General features: G+C 41.3%; 13 protein-coding genes. All 13 read right to left on the minus strand.

The genetic code is table 11. The annotated features are described in order from the left end of the window. Window positions 1–64: 64 nt before the first annotated feature. The 13 genes from J7338_RS18760 to J7338_RS18820 all read right to left on the minus strand — a co-directional run bounded on the left by J7338_RS18760 (window position 65) and on the right by J7338_RS18820 (window position 20,204). Window positions 65–370 (minus strand): hypothetical protein, encoded by a 306-nt coding sequence (locus J7338_RS18760; protein WP_210798507.1) that lies wholly within the window; start codon window positions 368–370, stop codon window positions 65–67. A 137-nt stretch (window positions 371–507) separates the two neighbouring features. After that, window positions 508–987 (minus strand): hypothetical protein, encoded by a 480-nt coding sequence (locus tag J7338_RS18765; RefSeq protein ID WP_210798508.1) that lies wholly within the window; start codon window positions 985–987, stop codon window positions 508–510. 56 nt (window positions 988–1,043) lie between these two features. Then, a complete protein-coding gene (locus tag J7338_RS18770) occupies window positions 1,044–1,631 on the minus strand; it encodes a hypothetical protein (RefSeq protein ID WP_210798509.1) in 588 nt (195 codons plus the stop codon). A gap of 17 nt (window positions 1,632–1,648) precedes the next feature. Further along, on the minus strand, window positions 1,649–5,125 hold the full coding sequence (locus J7338_RS18775) for a contractile injection system tape measure protein (RefSeq protein WP_210798510.1): 3,477 nt from the start codon (window positions 5,123–5,125) through the stop codon (window positions 1,649–1,651). Then, window positions 5,125–10,077, minus strand: coding sequence for a hypothetical protein (locus J7338_RS18780; protein ID WP_210798511.1), 4,953 nt, complete (start codon window positions 10,075–10,077; stop codon window positions 5,125–5,127). Before J7338_RS18780 ends, J7338_RS18775 begins: the two co-directional genes overlap by 1 nt. A gap of 14 nt (window positions 10,078–10,091) precedes the next feature. Beyond that, window positions 10,092–12,815: a hypothetical protein gene (locus J7338_RS18785; protein ID WP_210798512.1), complete on the minus strand. Its 2,724-nt coding sequence runs from the start codon at window positions 12,813–12,815 to the stop codon at window positions 10,092–10,094. Between the two features lie 122 nt (window positions 12,816–12,937). Beyond that, entirely contained in the window at window positions 12,938–16,129 is a 3,192-nt protein-coding gene (locus J7338_RS18790) for a hypothetical protein (RefSeq protein WP_210798513.1), read from the minus strand. A gap of 92 nt (window positions 16,130–16,221) precedes the next feature. Then, window positions 16,222–16,626, minus strand: coding sequence for a GPW/gp25 family protein (locus J7338_RS18795; RefSeq protein WP_210798514.1), 405 nt, complete (start codon window positions 16,624–16,626; stop codon window positions 16,222–16,224). A gap of 34 nt (window positions 16,627–16,660) precedes the next feature. After that, window positions 16,661–18,301 (minus strand): phage baseplate assembly protein V, encoded by a 1,641-nt coding sequence (locus tag J7338_RS18800; protein ID WP_210798515.1) that lies wholly within the window; start codon window positions 18,299–18,301, stop codon window positions 16,661–16,663. Between the two features lies 1 nt (window position 18,302). Continuing rightward, window positions 18,303–19,037: a CIS tube protein gene (locus J7338_RS18805; RefSeq protein WP_210798516.1), complete on the minus strand. Its 735-nt coding sequence runs from the start codon at window positions 19,035–19,037 to the stop codon at window positions 18,303–18,305. Window positions 19,038–19,039: 2 nt separating this feature from the next. Continuing rightward, on the minus strand, window positions 19,040–19,231 hold the full coding sequence (locus J7338_RS18810; protein WP_210798517.1) for a hypothetical protein: 192 nt from the start codon (window positions 19,229–19,231) through the stop codon (window positions 19,040–19,042). 23 nt (window positions 19,232–19,254) lie between these two features. Further along, window positions 19,255–19,710, minus strand: a complete 456-nt coding sequence (locus tag J7338_RS18815) for a phage tail protein (protein WP_210798518.1) — start codon at window positions 19,708–19,710, stop codon at window positions 19,255–19,257. Between the two features lie 47 nt (window positions 19,711–19,757). Then, window positions 19,758–20,204, minus strand: a complete 447-nt coding sequence (locus tag J7338_RS18820) for a phage tail protein (protein WP_210798519.1) — start codon at window positions 20,202–20,204, stop codon at window positions 19,758–19,760. Window positions 20,205–20,232 lie beyond the last annotated feature (28 nt).

Consider the following 20,232-nt stretch of genomic DNA (forward strand, 5'->3'; position numbering starts at 1 on the left):
TTCATTTAGATATTATTGCAGCTTCATGAGCAGCAATGCGTTAATACAACAAATCCTAGCAACATTATTTCTTACTATTTCGCTTGCTTCGCCTCCCTACTGAAGCTTCTTTGATGACCATCACCAATGCCATAATCACCGGTGATATTATCCCCAAAACTGCTATGAACACTTTAAAATCAAGAAAATAGCCTGACAGACAAGTTACTAAAACTAACACTACCGTAGTGGGCATCGCCCACTTCCCTATTAACATCATTACAATATCTTGAGGCGCAATACGGCTGCGATATTGTTCTAGTGGCGGTTTTTCAGACTCAGGATTAGTTTTGCCGTCAGACTCTGATGAATTCTCAAAATTTTTTTTCATCAAAATTACTCCATTGATTGCTAAATTTTTTGGGAAGGAGGAGGCTGAAACCTCCTTGAACAGTCGCTGTAATAATCGTTATTAACAGGAGAAGGAAGGGAAATATGGAAGAGAGTTATCCATACAAATGAGGTCTGTTAATGCAGCCAAACTTGAGGATTAAAAAAGAGTGGTTCAGGAGAACATTTAAGCTGGGAATGTAAATGTGTTTGATTAGTATAAATATCAAAATAAAGAGTATACAAGCGTATCCATAGAGTAAGCCTAGATTGATCTGCTCGATTAATTTGTTGCAGTGTATCCGAACACATCACGCCACTAACAGGTAGTGAAAAATACTGCTGAAATTGCACTAACAATATTTCGACATATCCTTTCACTGATGCTTTAAGTAGTAAGTTTGCAATACTTTGTTGCTGGATATATTCCCCCTGCAACTGTGACCAGATTTCTTCACAATATTGATGCTTAAATAGTTGGTATAGCTCACACGAAGAAAAGCCAACCGCCTTCATAGTTTGCCAGCAAGTTAGATCCTCAATGTCAACACTATAAATGTCTGCCGCTTTACGTTTAAACATAAAGACTTTTTCAAATGCTTGCACATAGTTTGCCATTATCACTTCCTTTGGTGGACCTTCTAGGGATAACGTGTAGGCATCAAAAATGTGAATTAAATTCGGCTCAAATTAGTCCTTTTTTGAATAAATACTAGAGATATAAAATCTTGAACTACAGATGTTAACTCCGAAAAATCAGTCGTACATTCATGCCAGCGGTTTGCGCAGCGCCTTAAATTATTACTGGCACCTTGGTCATCATCAAAAACAAATAGCGGCTGTGATTGACTGACCACCAAGTTGGTTTTATAACGGCACATTAAAAAGTGATTATTTGCTTGAGTAAAGATCACTAACTGATTGTTATTTGTGCTTTCATTAAGTGGCGTGTCGCTTTGCGAAATACCACTAAACTTAAATACCACTTGGTAAATCACCTCACTCACTGCTTGTTGTTCACTCAATTGCTCTTTTAAAATGTCAACCTCGACGGCAAAATCATGCTCTGCCAATAGCACTTTAACTTGATCCAAATGAGGTAAAACAACATGGGTAAACTGTTCATGTAAATGATGTTTCAGTTGGTATTCACTGTGCTTAGTTTGGCTATCAGTTTTAGTTTTAGCTTGGCTATACAATTGAGTTCGTTCTAGATGTTCGTGTATAAGATCTTCGGTCTCTGCGGTATCGTAATTATGCATAATTTTTCTCTTTTAAATTAAAAACCATATTTCCATTCAACGTTAATCAATAATTGCCCCAACCAAGGAAGCTGAATAATACCTAACCCCCAAGGGAGCTTAGCTATGAGTACATCTTGCGGCTGCTTTTCAACTTGAATTTGCCAGCCCTGCTGGTTAGCTTTCACTACGCCCTGTCTAGCTATAAACAAACGAGTAAACTCTTCAATAGGCATATTTTTTAACAGCGACCAGCGATTAATCACCGCATGTAGCATCTGCTCAATGAGGCTAATGGTTTTATCATCAAGCTCAACGGGGTGCTCTATTTCTTCCGCTATAGTTAGACCCAACAAAATGTTAACGGTATGACTTACTTCAATTAATGGATCTATTTTCGCAATATGACACAATATCGCGTGCGCGGTCATACGTGCGCGTTGATCAATAAATTGATTAGCAATGGGCCCTTCATCGGGATGTAATAAACCCAATTTAAAAAATAATGTCGGTAAAAAAGGCCATAGGATCACTAAACCTACATCTTGGCTAACATCTTCTACTTGCTGCGCTTGGATTTGACGTAATTGATCTACATACTGTTTTGCTTGAGCAATAATAGCCTGAAAAGCTGATGATGCTTGTTGTACCGAAAACCTTTGCTGATATTGCGTGAGGCATGCTTTAGTTTTCACTATTACTTGATGTAGTAATATTTGTTGCTCATCGTGGGCGGGGTCTTGAAAGGCCTTGCCTGCCCCACTAGCTACATTAGCTACATTAGCTACATTAGCTACATTAGCTACATTAGCTTTATCAATGCTGACTTTATCGGTTTCTAACATTGCTTTATTTGTTACAGGTGGCTCAATATACCAAAGCCCCTGTGCCAATAATTTCTGCAATCCCAGTTCAAGCTCATCAAGTTGTTCACTATCTAACAGAGCGCGAATATCAATCGGCGCTTCAGCATCAAACTTGTTCTGCAAGTATGTTTGCGTTGCTGTTTGGTTTGTTAAAATCGACTGAGTAGCTGAATTGGTATCATTAGTAGCAAAAGCTAATTCATGGTGCTGCGGTTGTGTATTTTTATTTTCAGTAACATCTTGCGTGTGCCCTAATTCAACCTGCTTAGCCATTGTCAATACAGAATTGGTCGCTATCAATTGTGTGATAGCATAATCTACCAGTGGCACTGACCATTCAGCTTGCTTATTAAGCCAACGCAATAACCATGGACTGTGCCGCTCTACCTCTACTTTTAGTGAATCTAGGTGTTTCAAGTTTTTTATAAATAGCTGCACCACAGCAGCTCTATTAACAGCAAAATTGGCGGTTAAGCTTAGAATGAGTTCAACTTCTGTCAACAACCACATTCTTTGGGCCATAATTTGCTGATATAAACGCTTTATTGATCCCCGATGAGTGCGCTGTATTTGCATACTATGCTGTAAGGCTTGCCTAATGGTAACCAACCGCTGATGAAACAATGTGTCATGCACGCTAGGGTTAAGTGTCAATTCATTTATCTTACTAGCATGATCAATACTATTATCTAGCCCTGCGATTAACTGCTCATATAGAGTAAGCAAAGCACGCTGCGTTTGCTCCTCAACTTTATAATCCCCTGAACTAGCAGACACAGATTTAATCGTTTTATTTGATGTGTTTTTACCTATTGATTCTAAAGATGAAATTAGCTGTTCCAGCAGGGTATTAATTGTATTTACATTACCGATAGTATCACCAACTACTCCATTTTTTGAGAATGCACTTACAGGTAGGTTAGTTTGCAACAACTGTATTATGTGTTTGTAATTACTGAGCATTTTCAACGATAACGCATTAGTTGCTACCGTGCTCTTATTTGCCCGTGATTGAGTGTTATTGAGCGGTATTACCTGTGACTCGTTTTCTCTAGCTACCTCTAACCAAGCACGTATTTGACGCAACGTTGCCAGTACGGGTTGTGGATCAAATATCGGCACCATTGATAAGCTAGGGTATGTGACCACTGCTCTGTAGTAACCTATACACCAACGGTCTACTTCAGCAATCCACGCTTTACACTCGACTTCATTCAGCCGCTGAGGTGGTGACCACCGACTCGGAGCTTGCAATAATTGTGCAGGCACATCAGGTAATTGCATTAATAAGACATACATTTTTATAACAGTGCCACGAGCAAATCGCTCGAAATTAGATGTGTACTTATTTGCCCTTAGATGTGCAGTATAATTTTGTAATTTATCCAATGCTTGCACTAATGCAGATTGTTCACCCTGTTCAAACGCGTTGCAATTAAGTGCATGGCCGAGTTGATTTGCGATCGTACTGGGTAATAATAACGTCTCATCATTGAGTGCGCGTAGCGCGTACCAAGTTTTTCCGTTTTGTCGTGGTAAACAATTACTACTCTGTAATCGGTGTAATAATTGTAGCAAGTAAGTCAATGTCGCAATTTGCCTTGAGATACCTGTTAACGGCGCGGTTCGAGTTACATCGTCATATGTAGCTAAATGTTTAGCTGAAAATAAGCGCGCTGTCTCGGTATCTTCATTTTGGTCATTTACAATCGCATGTAAATGGGCCAGTGCTTTGCTGTCAGCCTGTGACTTATTTATTTCACACCACATAGCTATGGGTTGAAGAAGTGTTTTGCGTTTCAAAGCAACGATACTTCTACGCAGCAAATCAGTACTAAACGCATTGCGCTTAACAAAAGCTTGATACAAAGAAAATAATACACCTAAAACGTGTTGTTGGAATTGTGTTGAACGCGCTGACTGCAACAGTATGATTTCTACGTCAACTATCAACTGCTCTAACTGCGTTGTATTTAATGCGTTACAAACTATTTTAAGCGACTCGTGCTTATAACTAGTCAATACGCTTGCTAATAAATCAATTAGTACCTGCTTATCTTGTGCATATAAATGCACTAACTTACGTCGTAAAATCGGCCACATAGGCGCTAGCATTAAACGACTCAAATTTTGCTGCTTTGTTCGTAATAACTGTGAAATTTGTCTTTTTAATTCAATACGTAAGGTTGATTTTCTATATAACACTGTAGATAGTACGTTATGTTCATCAGTAAATTTAAATAACTGTATCAGGGCCAACATACTGGCGTTTAATTTAGTGTATCGGGCATCCGATGCCGATTGTTGCGCAGGCTCAATTACACGCTGCTGTGTATCCACTTGATCAGGCATACGTTGACGTATTGCCGCTTCGAGTCGTGGAAACATATAGTGCTTAAATGCTGTAAATGGGTCACTAAGCACTACTTGCAAGTCTATGTCTTCCAGCTCAATGTCTATATCTGCAAGCTTAATGGTTATATCCGTATCCTCAGATATAAACAACGTAGACCAATCCATTTGACGCAAGCCTTGTTGAAACCATGTCGTAAAATAGGTTTCAAGTTCATATAGACTCATTGACGCGTGTGCCAATGCAGATTCAGGGGCCAACATATCGACCCCTATATGTTTAATATGTAGTTTCATTAGAAGTGATCATTACGCCAAGGCTGTGCGCTACACATAACAGGGCTACCTAGATAAAGTGCATGCCACCAATAATTTTCATGGTTGTGATCACTATGACTTGTATCACAACCAGCACTATAGATATGGTGCCCTATCTCACCTTGCGCATGGTTGTTCCGCCAATAACCTTGCGCCATTAGGTTCTGGCATTTATATGCCCCCCCCCCATACATTAGCGCATTATTAGCTTGAGCTAATACTTGGCTATTATCACAATAAGCAACCGCCCCACCATACTCAGCTCTACAGTGAGTAATACCTAGCGTTGACTCTGTAATACCACACGCCCCACCACCATGACGTGTGGCTGAGCAATTTTTGATATGATTAGCTTCCACGGCGCTCACTTCAGCTTCACCGTAAATAGCCCCACCATTGCCATCAACATGGTGGTTTTCAATAATACAATTAAGCGTAGCACCCTGTACATAGCTTAGATGAAAGGCACCTCCATTCCCCTCATGTACACCACCATTATGTAACAGACCATCAAAGGTAAAGCCGCTCATGTTTACGCCCTTAACTAATGCATCTCTTTCTCCATGCAAGATAAAGCGACAATCGGCCTTCGCCTTTACAATACGAGTATCACGCTCATTAAAACCGATAATTGACACATTAGAGCCGATACGCACTTGTTGTTGCAATTTATAGGCTCGGTTCATTTGCGGGTGACTAGAGTGTGGTAGTAATAAGATAGTCACATTACAGAGCAGCTCACGATTCATTACCTCATCAAACTCTTGCTGACTTTGTATCAATAATACCTTGTTATTCTCGGCAAAGTTCCAGCAATGCGTATCAACATAGGCTTTCACAGCTGCTTGTGTTGCTAATACGGTATCTGATGGAGCCTCTGCACCTAGTTCAATGTCGTTAGAAATACCATCAACCAAGTGTGTATCACCCAACTGTACTGACTGCGCATTCAATCCCCCCTCTACGTTGCATTCACCACGAACTATGGCGCCATTTCGCAACTCTAAACTTTGTTCGACAATAAGATTGTTGCGAATACGTGCATCACCGTTAATATCTAACTGCACCGTTGGGTTATCTGTGCCAATTCCCACATTACCAGATGGAGAAACTTGTAGCGCCGCACTTTGCGCTACATTCACTGCAAATGGTGCAAAATTAGTATCAGCATTTAAGCTTACCGAATGACCGTCCCCTTCATTGCCCACCTGCATCATAGGCGCAAATACTTTGCCCATACTTTGCAGCGAATCTAAAAATTTAGCCGCCCCATTGACTAACAAGGTATTTTTTAATTCCGTAGCAGGTTTAAAAACAACCTGTGAATCAGGTTCAATGCCTTCAACATACAGGCCGCCTTGTAAGGTTACTTGCTTACTCACTAGCAGTGAGTCACGTAAATGTGTGCGATTTTCAACAGTTAATTGATCGTTCATTTGCACCTGTGCATTGAGAGTTGTAGCACCTTGCACATCGACTTGATGATTAAAAGTTGAGCGCCCTTCAACCAACAAGGTATCTTTGAGGTACACATCATCACTAACTGTTAAATCTGAACGCAGCTCTACATCACCAAATATTTTTGCACCATCCATACACTCCAAACGGCCTGAACCTCGAAGTGTGCCGCTCAGTTCAATGTCACCGGATATCACGGCATTACCATTGATATCCAGTGCCTCTCGCGGTGATTCAGTTTGAATTCCCACACGACCCGCCTGAATAACAACGGGCTTTTCACCATGATGATAAACCGCAAAAGCTTTGGCAAAATGATTTTGATCAATGGCCACTTGAGCTATGCCTGGAGGCATGCCCGCGGGTTCATCCTCAACCACACTACTAAAAGGTAAGCCAAATCGTGCTTCGCCTGCCAGCTCAGTATTACCATGCACATTAATATTACTTCTGAAACTAGCATATTCATCAACATGCAAACTTTCATCAATTTCTAAACGGCCTTTTATTGTTACGTCTTTTCTAAATTGACTATCTTCAGCCACATCAAGTGCATAATCGGGACGTTCAACACCAACCCCAAAACGCCCATCATTAACGACTATACCCACATCGCCACTTTGTTTTTCAATATAAAGCGCATGTTTATCAGTTTGTTGTATATGCACCCGAGCTTGAGCAGGGCTAGTCGTTAAGCTCAAATCACCATCAATATCTACATGAGCATCGAATTGTGATCCCCCCTCCACATGCAAAGCACTTCCCTCAGGTGGTTGAGAAATTAATATACCTTGCCTTGCTGTGATACCACCAGATACATTCATCGTGCTATCAACAAATGCGTGCCCATCAATGATCACTTGATTTCTAAAGTGCGCTGTACCATCAGTTACGGTTAGACCATTGTGTACATCCATCATATCTGTTACTGAGAGCGTCCCGACTAAACTAGTTGCACCTTGTACATATAAAGCATCTCTAGGAACATCTGCGCTATTATTCGTTACACTAATCGATACCCCATCTTGTACCGTAGCCTTACCTGTCACATTTAGGGTGTTGTTCAATACAGTATTGCCTGTTACCTCTAATGCAGTCGCCTCCCCTTCGATACACATTTGCCCAATCACTTGCGCTTGCCCTGTAACAGCAAAGTTTACAGCTGTTGAAGGAGGCGCTTGATTAATGGCTAACTGGCCGGCACCAATGTAAGTCGCAATGCTCTGCTGTTCATTTTGAACTTGAATGGCCGCCTGTTCTGACAACTGAGTAACGACCAGCTGAGAGTCAGTGGTATTAAGTAACGCTTTACCTTCAACACTTATTTGCAACTGCCCTAAAACATGGGCATTGCCATGCACATCAAATTGGGCGGCAAAATCAGTGTGCCCCACAGCCACATTTATACCACTGACACTGAAAATTGCCTCTCCACTGTTATGAAGTACATTAATATCACTATCAAAATCTACTGAGCTTGCAAACAATGCCTCTGCACCCACATGTAATGATTTAATTGGGTTAGACTCAAAAAGGCCTAACTTATCCATTGTACTGGTTATGATTGGGAGCACAACTTGACCATTAAAATGACTTACTTCTACACCGGTGCTATTACTTTGATCGCTCAGTACCGCAAGCTTGGCACTACTATCCCACCCCTGTTGATCATTTGTAGTAGCAATATTTACTTGCCTATTTATATGCGCTTGCTGAATCTTTGCTTGGTGTGTAATGTCAAGATCCGGCGCCGTTATCTTACCTTTAACCAGTACAGGTAGTTGCGCCATATCTGAACCAAACTGCACAATTTGCTTTTTAACGCGTAGCAACTGATTGCCTTCATAATCTTTAACCAACACCGCAGACTCGTCTTCTGATGAGGTTTTAATCATCAACTTGCCATTAGCCACGGTGCTGTGCTCACCAATGCTCACTCCTTGGGTGATATGCGCACTTTGAGCATGTAACGCTGTATCTGTGCTTATGTCAGCGCTGGCTGTTATATCTATAAATTGCGCCGAGTCTTTCACCGCCATGGTAGTATTAACAACCGCCCCTATTGCGCTGTTTTGTATAGTTGCACCCGTTTGAGGCGCGCCAACCCATAAATTACTCGTCGTTGTAGTTCCTTCGATATCAGCATCATGGCGAACAGTCAGAACATCAACTGTCGTTGCACCTGCTGTCAAATCTGCTGTTACGGTTGCTGTGTTAGCGCTAAGGTTATTGTTCACTATTACATCATGTGCAGTTGTATTATTTTCAACGTGCAAGTCATTTTTAATTCGGGTGTCTTGATAGAACGTAACTTTTGACTCCCCTGCAAGCGGGGAATCACTGACTTTAATAAACGTATCGGCACTGGTTTTAACATGCAACAACTCAGAACTTGGTGCTCCCTGCACGTCTAATTTCGCCAATGCATTAGCTTTTCCGACTGCTAATGAACTTGAAACAGCCACTGAACCGTTAAATTCACTATGACCTTGTTGATTGTTAAGTTGCACATTATTCTGAGAACTCAAATCACCAAATACGGCCTCACCTACTACATGAAAATCGGCCTGGGGCTCTGCCGTTCCAACAGCCACTCGACCTTCGGAGTTAATAAAAAATGGCGTAGTATCATTATTATGATCATCAACTCTGAGCAAAGCATCCATATCACTGCTCGTTTTAGAGATGTGCAATTTAGCCTGTGTACTTTGCGCATTTATTCCTACACCGAGTGCATCTCGCGCTTCAATATGTTCGGTGAATATTGCATTTTTCCCCGTGAGTACTTCATTGAGCGTAGTTTCACCTTCAACCACCAGCGTGCTAGCACTGGCACTAGCAAGTGTCGATGAGACAGATGCTGTAATGTGTGAGGCATCAATTGTATCTGTGACCTTGAGTGATTGAGCATTAAGTGATTGATCAATGTACACATCGCCAGATACTGTTACTTTAGGATTATTGTGCTCATCAAGTTCGGCGCTTAAGATTGCTCTATTGTTATTTTTAACTAACAATGCATCAGCATTCAGTTGTAAGGTATTAACCTGCTCAATAGCATTCACCGTCTTGGCTTGTACTATACCTGCGACCTGCAACTTTTCATCGTTTTTTGACACTGATAGTAGGTTATCAAATACCTGCATACCATCATTATTTACAGTTAAGGTTTGCATGTCATCATGTGTCATGCTCAATTCACCGGCGCTTAATTTCAGTTTTTCATTTGTAGCGATATCAGATGTAACAGTCAAAGGTGCAGACACTTCTAATTCGCTTTTATTATCGACCTTAACCACATAAATAGGATCATCCACTTGATTGAAACTAGAGCGGATCAACGCTTCAAAATCATCGCCGGTGGGGGTTTTTAAATCATCAAACTTCTCAATAAGTGAATCTCTGTCTTGCTTTTCAATCACGGTTGTTACGTGTGCAGGTAATGTCGTATCTTGATCATTATGTGTAGTCATTATATATTCCTTGATTAAATTCGATTTGGCGTGCTGTTAGCAACGATAAATTGGTACTTCTCTGGTGAGAGTGGATTAATGGCCGAAATAGACACTGGGAAAAGTGGCTTTAAATAAGCTAAAGGTGTATAGCCAACAGTGAGTCGCTGATCACGAGTAGCATATTCTTGTAAACTAGGACGACAGATTTCATCAATGTAATGTTGTGCGGTTAGATAAAAAATGGTATCTACATCTACGCCCTCGGGAAAGTGCGCTGCATGGCTAATAATGTTCTCATTCACAGAGTCATGTATTTCAACAACGTTCTGCCCCGTAATAATAAAATCATTATGTGGATGCCCACTATCATAGGTGTTAAGTAACGCAACTATGATGGCTTTTACTGCACTCCAATTGCCATCCTGCTGCGCTTGATGCGTGAGTATTAAACTCGCTAACTGCCAATGTATATGACCTGTATCATCAATACTTTTTGGCACAACCAAAAAACGACCCAATAGCAAGCTAAGCTGCTCAATAATATTTAATAGCGTGCCACTTTGCTCGCTAAAACGTGTGTGCTGAGTTTGTGAAAAGTAATTCAACCAGCCATAGTAAAGTCGCTCAAATAAACTCATGGACTCTCTATCTAACCACAGGCAGTACACTGGCATATGCAAAGGGGTATATTCACGAATTTTACGTTCAGCAAATTGGCGGAACTCTATTGAGGCAAAACGTGTAGTCCAATCTGGTAATACAAAATAAAGACTGTTACTTAACAGCTCACGCTCTAAAACACTAAAGTGCTCACTTTCTAGTAAGCTCCCTTCCACTAAATAAAAGCTTTCACGGTTATGGGTGGCTAATGGCATATGGCCTGGGTGTGACATACCCAAACGGCGCATAATACCTTTAGCCATAGAACTGCAATGCTGATGCTGTAAAGTTTTAGACAAGTAATCAAAACCACGACAACGGTTTTGCCCTAATTCACCTATCTCACATAGCAAGCGACATTTATCTATGTACTGACGCAACAACACCAAGCGATCAAGCAATGACTCATCGGGATTAGGATCTCGCTCATCGGTCAAGCTTGATGCATAAAATGCAAATACTGCTTGATATTTTAATAAATTGCTATCAACAGGACGCTCAGCGAAGCGGGCGAGCAAATGGTCTGCGCTTTGGTTCAATCGCGTTAATTGCGCAATAGAAAACCCACTTTCAAGGCTGCTTTGCATACCCCGCTGCCAATAATCTAGTGTTTGAGTATCCAGCAAGTGCTCAATACCACTCACGCCTTCCAAGGCCTGACTTAGTTGTGAATGCGGCAAAGCGCAAGCATGCTGCCAAAATTCATTTACCTGCTGAGCATTTAACGACTCACTTGCCAACATGCAATCAAGTAACTTACCCAGGCATGCATACAATTGTGGCTTTGGAAGCGAAAGAATATCCGGCAAAGCATCCAACTGTTTATGTTGATCTGCTAGTATTTGGTCAAATAACTGTAAGTACCCTTTAAATTGCAGTAGCTGTGCTTTTTGCGCACTGTCTATGTCGGCATCTAAAGTTTGCTCAGTTACGGCATACACCTGCGGAAGTTCATGCTGCAATGAGCGATAGTCGCTTAACGCTAGGTGCTGTGCTTGCCCATATTTGGGTAACATCACAGAACTAGCTACCTCTGGGGGGTGATTAAGCACTTGTAGGCCTTGACGTATAGTGACTTGTTCTTGTTCAGTTAATTGATAAGGCTGCCCGTCAATAAGCAGTTTTAAATCACTAAAAAAGTTATCTTCGTCAAAGCCCAGTTGCGCAATATTAACTATCTGCGCGTTATCATCGCTACCAAATTGAATTTGCCAAAACTCATAACCATCTTGCGCGTTATAACTTTCTGCATTACCACTTTGCTCAGTCAAAAAGCGAAATGCGTTAACCCGATCTATATTTTCATGGCCATGCAACACACTTAAAATGTTCGAACTAAACAAACGCACACTATAGGCCGACTTGTGTAGGTCTTTATCTAACACAAAGCCATGCTGTAACTTAGGCCCCTGATAGATTTGTCCCACATGCATACCACGTTGTAACAACTGTTGCGCTGAATACTTGGGAATGTCAGGTGAAATTTCCCGACCAATTAAGGTGTATAGCTCAATTAATAACGCCACTAAGTTATCAACATGCTGCAATGACAAGGTCATACCTACTGTCACTTTGCTGATATCATAAAACGCAATATTCCCAAGCCTGTGATTAACACATCGCGCTTGACTAAATGCATGACTGAGCAACTGTGTGACATTGTTTTTTTTGTCATCATCGGATGCATATAACAATACATTAAAGTCTAAGATGGTGACATTTGAGTCCTCAACTTTACGCAACGTAACATGCACATTTTTAACATCTAACAAGTCTAAAATAAGACGTCGATAATCATCTTCTGTTACACAATGACTAAACAACACCTGATCTGGTTCATAAAATTTAACACTGCCCCCGCTGTGCGGTTGCGCTAATAGCTCAGGCACCGAGTAGTCTAGTTTATAACTGAGATCAGAGAGCACATACACCAACACTTCTAATACCGTCACACCTGGGTCAAAACGGTTGTGATCAGTCCAAGTTTTAGGCGCAAACTGCTGCATCCTAGCCATGCCTTGCTGACGCAGCTTCTCTAAATTTTGGCCGGTATTACTGGGCGCAACATTTGCGATCTGCAGAGCTTGATTGTCCATAACATTCCTGAATTAGTGGTATGAATAACTACAAGACGCACGCACCCAAAAGCTGTGAAAATTATTTTCAGTTATTTTTGATGCGTAGTCGTTTGGTGATAAGTTAGATTTGCAATAACGGTTTACTGAACCACAAAGTCCAGCTCAATTTCCCACTTGCCAATGCCTTCAAATACATCGCCTAAAGTATTGGCAAGCGCTATTTTGTGGTTACGTGCAGGCACCAAGATATCGTGAGGATTGTCGGCGCTAATTACGCTATATTGCTTTTCGCTGTGGCCCGCTTTAATGGCACGAATAACTTGGATCATATCCACTGCGGGGTGGGTTTCCAATACTTGCGCTATGGATGCTAAGTAGATGGTTCGCTCAAGCGGTTTATCTAACTTATTCCATGGTGTTAGTGTTTCTATAACCATATCGTTTAGCTCTATAACTGTGCTTTGAATATCGTACAAAGGGTCTATTTTTACGATCAACTCCAGCTGCACCTCAACATAATTGGGGTCATCAATTTCAATAGTTAAATTAGGCACAGATAAGGCATTCACCTGCTCTCGAATTTGTCGCTTAAGATAACGCGGTACTTTGGGCTGCAACACCGACACATCGTGATTGAGCGCTACCACCACCAGCGATAAACCAGACGAATTAATCACCGGGCGAACCGAATGTAGTTGTGGGAAGGTTTGTAACACAAAGTGCTCATAGTCCCACCCACTTAACAAACGTTGCCGATGATGTAAGCGTTCACTGACACGACGGTCAAACTGCACCGTAGTTTCTGCAACTTTGGCATCAAAGGAAGCAAACGGTTGCAATACTTTGTCAACATTAGGGTTGGGTAACAGCAATTTACTGATTGATTCACTGGCTAATGGCTGCTCAAAATGAGATGCACTATTACCTTGACTAGTTAGACTTACCTTTATACCTTGCGTAAATACGCCTTTGAGCTTGGAGTAAACCGGATAAGTAACATCAAAACTGCTCGGCACTTCAGTACGCCCATGATTTAATTTTGCACGCAGCCAAAGTTTGCCATCATGATTAAATGAACCGCTTTGGCTCAGTTCGGGCAAATAAAACACCATCAAGCCCGAATCAAGCAAATCGTAAGTACTGTCTCTGAGAATACGCCCCTCCCCTGCTTGTCCTTGCGACTCTTCGCGCTTAAAGCGATGCCAAGCATTTGTGTTAAAATACTCCCACACAAATGCTGGGTTATCACCCATGTTGTAACCATCAACAGGGTCAATCTGATAATACATACGCACTTGTCCAGGTGTACTTACCTGGCTAAGCGCCATATATAAATAACCAAACTCTTCTATCTTAGGCAATAAAGACAGCATACTTTGTTGATTTAATTGCTCAGTCGGTCGCCCCACAGGCGCAATATGCTCAACAAAAATTGGGTTGCCAATCATCAACGCGGGGGAGACTGTACTTTCACTGTGGTAATGCAACGTTAAGCTATCAAGGGTTGGAGTGTAAGGCGCATTCACTAATACAGGATTATCTGAGCCCGCATTTTTATAGGCAAAATACTCGATAACTTTACTGTAATCTTTATGAGCAAAGTCTTGTGTTGATAACTCAAACGTATACCATTTTGGCCATTTGGTTGCTTTGGGCTCGTCAAAGGGTAATAACTGAACATCACGCATTGCATTATTATCATTATGCGTAAAAGTGAGAGTGTTAATCGCGATGTTATTATGTACATCAGGTAGGTTATCGTCACCTTCGTTATAAAACAGTTCAAGACTAATTTGCGCATCACTACTTGCATCTGAACGCGAAACATTGACCATTGTGTCAGGCCAAATTAAACAATTACAGTCACTTGAAAATAATGAAAATAATGTTTCTACCGAAAATTCAATTTCATCACACGGCTTTTCAACACCACAAAAAGCATCACTATCAAAATAGCGTGCATCTAGATTATGCTGATCACTGTAGTAACAACTGTATGCGCGATAATAGTCATCAAAACTATTTGGTCTATCTAACCATGCAAACTCGACACTGGCATGAGTAATATTTTTAGTAACTAATTCGGGGTGTGTAAAGTAAACTTTAGATGCTAGGCGTGGTGCAAAACCAAATGGTTCAAACGGCTTAGACGTATCTAAGTCTACTTCACCGTTATTGGCAATCACCCCACCAAGGTCACTCACTTTCGTGGTTAAACTAATTTGGGTAATGGTAAAACTGTTAAAACGCGCAAATACACTAGAGTCATCACTGTATAATTGTTGGTAATGCTCACTTTTAAGTACCAAGGCAATAAACGGTAAGGCTTTATCTACGCCAATGGGCGTATCTTCTAATGACGTTATGTCAGGAAATAAGTTATCGAATGTTAATTGCAATTGCTGCCCAACAACACTTAAATGGGCAACATCAATGCCTATCAAACCATCGCTGGTGGAGATATAAAAATCAAACCAAGTTAACCAGTTTAGCAACTGTGCTTGCTCACCAAAATATAAGCTGACGATACGTATACCACCACTTAAAAATAAATCTTGTGAAGCAATTTTAAACCCGACTTCAACAGTTTGCGATGGCTGCTCTGCGAACCCTTGCCCAAAAGTAGGTTCACTTTGCTCAAGTAAAATGCCTTGCTCGGTATCAAGTAATATCTGATGATTTAAACTGATTTTCTCTGAGGACTTAATTTTATTCACGCTGGCAACATAATCTACCGTTGCCTTGTTAATCGTCACCACTTCATCGGTGCTGTAAACTAGTGGGATGCCTTGAGTATCTTTGCCACCATCAAACTGTGTACCTACTGGTAAGGTTAATGCGTCAACACTATTCAGTGACACCACCACATGCGCACTGTCTGCGCTCGCGGGTAATGGCTCAAAGCGCAACACATCACGATAAAAATGCGCTAAATGCCGCGCTACAAATTGATTAAACTGAGCATTACTGTGTTGTAATAGATCTATAAAAGTGAGCAACAGTGCCATATCAGGACGACTGGCTAACTGTTTAATCTGCTCATCCGCGTTACCATATTCAACCAACTGTGCAAGACCCGCGAGCTTTTCTGGTTCGGGTAGTAGATTTTCCCATGTGCCATTGGCGGATAATATATGTTCATCAATGTAGTTTACTTGTTTAGCCAGCACCGATAGGTACTTTAGCCATGCTTCTACCGTACGTGGTTCAATTTTAAAAAAGGCGCGAGATAGCGCTTTAATATGTCGCCCAAGCTGACTTCGCCCCACGTCACTTGGGTTAACAGTATTGAGCGTCGCAACACCGAGGTTGTTATTAGACTTCACAGTCATGATAGTACCTTGATAAGTGAAAGGTTAAATTAGAGCAAAACGGAAGTTAAACTTGCTCACAAAAAAGATGACAAAACATATTTGCATAGTAGCTAAACTGACTGCTCAGTTAAGTAGAATGGAAACACCATATTGCTGCGGCTATTAGTTTGGCGTATCACGTAGTTCAACTGAACTAGCAATACCCCGTCATACAATTCACTACTATCGAATTCGATGGTTTCGAGGATGATACGCGGTTCATGATTGAGCAATACGGTGGCTATTTCCTGCCGAAATTGCGCTAAACTTTGCTCATTAGCATCAGCAAATGAATAGCTAGCAAGGCCTGAACCCATTTCAGGCCACAATGGCCGCTCTCCTACTTGAGTGTTTAAGGTCAAATGAATTGCTTGTTTAAGCAAGGTTTCACCACTGTCCATCACAGGCCCACTACTGGGGTTTTGAAATCGCACGGGAAACCCCCATCCTGTGCCTAAAAATGCTTGATTTAACATTGCTGCTCCTTGTTTTGTTGACCTCAATTTGAGGTTATTTCACATCAACGCCTTTGCCTTTCAAAGTAATACTGTCAGAAGTACTGACATTAATGGCTTTCTTCGCTTTTAAAGTGATCTTATCTTCGGTTATTATTGACATTGATTTACCTGCCGCCAAAGTTGTCATATCTTTTTGGATCACCTTAAAACCATGCGTTCCATCAAAAGTAACTTTGTGATCGGCACTTGCCTGTAACTTGAATTGAGACTCTTTGATTTTATCTTTGAGGATAAATTGCAACGCGAGTAGTTTGTCTTCCCTTTTGAAAAACAAACCGCGCTGCTCATTTTCATCGTCATATTCAAATGGCGGTTTGGCTTTGGGATTATGGCAAGCACCTAAAATAACTGGATGTCGACTATCTCCACCAATAAAGCCTACCAGCACTTCAGTATTAACATCGGGGGGTAAAAATAACCCCTCTTCTGTGCCAGCAAAAGGACTGACTAAACGTGCCCAAAGCGATTTATCACCGCCAGCGTTGGGCAGCAATACAGGGATACGATGTAATTTTTGTGCATCGGCTTGAAACTTAGCTACTTTGCCAACCAAAATAGGCGTGTTTGGCGTGTTAACGTATTCAGAACACAAGCTAAAAGCCAATGGCACACCAAGGATAAAATCGCAAAACCAACCATCGTTAGATAAATGATGCTGAACTTCACCTACCACGTAATCACCGGCGTATTGCTTACCAACCCCTGACAGCGTTAATGAATCTAACAGTTTCACCTTCGTCGGTGCTTTTGTGGCAGACATGTCAACGCGCGCATATCCTTGGTACATATCCAGCATGCGGTAATATTGCTCAGCACTGGCTTTTGCGGCGAGTTCTAGCTTATCGATTGGTGCTTGCGCCAAACGCAGCGTATCAGGAATAGCCAGCGCTTTATCAGCATCAGCATGAGTTTTAAACTTAGCAGTAGGGGCTACAGGGTCGGCTTTATCATTAAGTTTTTGCTCTTTGATGTCCCAGCTACTGTATTGCAGTTTTTTCAGGTGAGAGGTCACATCACATTGCAGTTCAAAGTCAACACAACCATCCATCGCCACATTAAACTCATGTGCGGTAGGTGTGTGTTTGGCTAAATCCACCACCTGATTTTTGCCGTCATTATAAAAGGCAAAGCCATTACACAAAACTCGGCGCATAAATACCGACCACGGCCGCTCATCAACCACTAAAAACTGTTGGTGTTCAATTTGACTGGGCGCAACTGTGCCCGCTGCTGCGCCATAGGTTTTAAGTAGGTCACTTAATATGTCACTGTCTTTGGTTTTTTCGTCATAGAGCTTGCTAAAAGCGTTTTGACACAGCTTGACTGTGTCAGCTCTAGCCTCAACCCGCAGAAAGGGCTGGCGTTCGTAACCTATACCTTGCGCAGTAATGATGCCACTAAAAATCAAAGTTTGTGCACCATCGCCAAAGCCCGCTTTGAGCTCAATGGCTTTACCCATTTTAAATAATCCTTCGTCCATTTTTGCGAAGGTTTCTTTGGCCATATCCCCATCTTCAATCAACAGACAAAGTTGTGAAATTTGATTCACGCCATTTTTAACAGTAGCTTTTCTAAGCGCTATTTTGTCACTTATCAGACTACCATCAACGGTTATGGTATATCGCAAGTCCATACTAGCGCTCCAAAGGCGGGTAAAGGATATCCGCACCAACTTCTGCACTACGAATCGATGCTAAGCGATTAACCTTAGCAACCTGATGCACAAACTGTTGATCACCATATATTTTGGCACTTTGGATTAATACTGAATCGCCTGCCTGATGCTGAATAACATGGGTAAGATCGGGTGAGCTTTTACCAGATTTGAGTTTGACTTCTTTTTCAGGCAAGCACTCCACCACACAACAATGCACTTTGGCTTTAAGCCGTCGGCCTTTATTGTCAACCAGCTCAGTTTCTACCTGTGTACTACACAACATACCGCTAAAACTCATATTAGGCCCATCATTCAGTGCCATGTTTAAGGGCGTAATCGTGATATATGCAGGCTCATGGGTCTCGCTTTGTATTGCGGTTCCGTATTTCAGCAGCGTTTGAATGGTATTTTCTGTTTCAATATTACCTAACATTTTGTCCGCTAAAGAAGCGGCATCCTCGATTACCGTATCATCCAAAACAAAGGTAATCGAGAGCTTAGAAGGTGAAGACTTTTGATATCGAGTCGCGCCACTTTCAGCCCCAATCGCTAATGATTTTACAATGTCGTTTGCGTATGTAGTTTGTAATGTCTTTGTATCATACGGGAGTGTTATTTTTTCAAGCTGGTTTCCAGCACCACGCTCTATTTTGCTATAAAAGGTGACATCACACAGTGGCCCCCCTGTCGAGTTTAAGCCAATTCCTAACATATCTATGGCCTTCTTTGTTTAATAAATTGCTGAAATTGTTTATCAACATAACGCTTTAAAGATTTTTCTAATTGTTCTATTGCGTTATTGTTTGTAAATGGTCTTTGTTGCTGATCTATTCCCCTTCGCGGTTCATTTTCAGACTCCTCAGACAATTTCGCCTTAATTCTGATTGCATCACATTGAATTTCCATTTTTATTACCCCGTAATGAGAAATTAAGTAAAAGGAATCGGCACCGTTACCAAACTCTGATAACTGAAACTAATCGATTCAATCAGAACATCATTTCGAGTCGCATCTAAGCTGTCCCATTCCCAGCTTTCCATAAATGCACGCGTAACTAACCACGCTTTTGTTGGCAGGTTGTTGTCGTTTAATAAAGTGATCAAAATATCATTGCGCACCGCAAACTGGTTCCACTGCGGTAAACTAATAAAGTTCGTCAGCTCTAACGTACTTCCTGTACGTAACACACCGCGTTTGAGTACCAAGTTTCGAGTTTGCCTGTCACTTTTTATCGAAACTCGGTTGCCTTCATAATCAATTGTTCTGCTGACTTTCAGACCACTTATCTCCTTAAAAAAAATATCGATTGGATTGGGAATTGCCGCTGATGTGATCAATGCAGCAAAACGATACCCCACCATAGGTGTTGTAAGTTCTTGAATCATAATGATGTCCTAAAAGGGCACACATGTGCCCAAGACAAGAAGGGAAATTAGTGGAATTCGATCTTAATATCATCTGCCATCATTTCTAACGACTCCACACTCGCTTCGTTTGAGCCACCATTAATGCTTGGCGCTGTCAGCTTTTTAGGAAAAGCATTTATCACTTTCCAAGTTACCAATGGCTGTGAACGATCTTCGTTGGTTAATGAGATTGTGATGTCTTTTTTATCAACTAGGTTTAAGCTGATTGAAGAAATCCAATCGTAGAATTGGCTCTTTTGACGCACTAAACCACGTTTAAGGGTGATGTTCACATCGGTTGATTGCCCTGGCATATGCTTTTTGCCGTAACCATCTTTATAAGTAATAGTCTCAACCCCGATATCTAAACCTGATACTTCCGAGAACGGGATGCTCTCTTCGCCAAAATTCACCACAAATCGATAAACTGGAATGGGATATTCTGCTGCGATGTCTGCTGCTGTAGTAGCCATAAAAACTCCAAAAAATAATAATTTTTAA

Source organism: Pseudoalteromonas ostreae, from assembly GCF_018069805.1.
GTDB lineage: Bacteria > Pseudomonadota > Gammaproteobacteria > Enterobacterales > Alteromonadaceae > Pseudoalteromonas > Pseudoalteromonas ostreae.

What these genes read in the sequence shown, in the direction of transcription:
- J7338_RS18810 (WP_210798517.1), bottom strand. Translation starts at nt 19,231, where the DNA reads ATGGAAATTCAATGTGATGCAATCAGAATTAAGGCGAAATTGTCTGAG.
- J7338_RS18770 (WP_210798509.1), bottom strand. Translation starts at nt 1,631, where the DNA reads ATGCATAATTACGATACCGCAGAGACCGAAGATCTTATACACGAACAT.
- J7338_RS18760 (WP_210798507.1), bottom strand. Translation starts at nt 370, where the DNA reads ATGAAAAAAAATTTTGAGAATTCATCAGAGTCTGACGGCAAAACTAAT.
- J7338_RS18780 (WP_210798511.1), bottom strand. Translation starts at nt 10,077, where the DNA reads ATGACTACACATAATGATCAAGATACGACATTACCTGCACACGTAACA.
- J7338_RS18775 (WP_210798510.1), bottom strand. Translation starts at nt 5,125, where the DNA reads ATGAAACTACATATTAAACATATAGGGGTCGATATGTTGGCCCCTGAA.
- J7338_RS18800 (WP_210798515.1), bottom strand. Translation starts at nt 18,301, where the DNA reads ATGGACTTGCGATATACCATAACCGTTGATGGTAGTCTGATAAGTGAC.
- J7338_RS18805 (WP_210798516.1), bottom strand. Translation starts at nt 19,037, where the DNA reads ATGTTAGGAATTGGCTTAAACTCGACAGGGGGGCCACTGTGTGATGTC.
- J7338_RS18795 (WP_210798514.1), bottom strand. Translation starts at nt 16,626, where the DNA reads ATGTTAAATCAAGCATTTTTAGGCACAGGATGGGGGTTTCCCGTGCGA.
- J7338_RS18815 (WP_210798518.1), bottom strand. Translation starts at nt 19,710, where the DNA reads ATGATTCAAGAACTTACAACACCTATGGTGGGGTATCGTTTTGCTGCA.
- J7338_RS18790 (WP_210798513.1), bottom strand. Translation starts at nt 16,129, where the DNA reads ATGACTGTGAAGTCTAATAACAACCTCGGTGTTGCGACGCTCAATACT.
- J7338_RS18820 (WP_210798519.1), bottom strand. Translation starts at nt 20,204, where the DNA reads ATGGCTACTACAGCAGCAGACATCGCAGCAGAATATCCCATTCCAGTT.
- J7338_RS18785 (WP_210798512.1), bottom strand. Translation starts at nt 12,815, where the DNA reads ATGGACAATCAAGCTCTGCAGATCGCAAATGTTGCGCCCAGTAATACC.
- J7338_RS18765 (WP_210798508.1), bottom strand. Translation starts at nt 987, where the DNA reads ATGGCAAACTATGTGCAAGCATTTGAAAAAGTCTTTATGTTTAAACGT.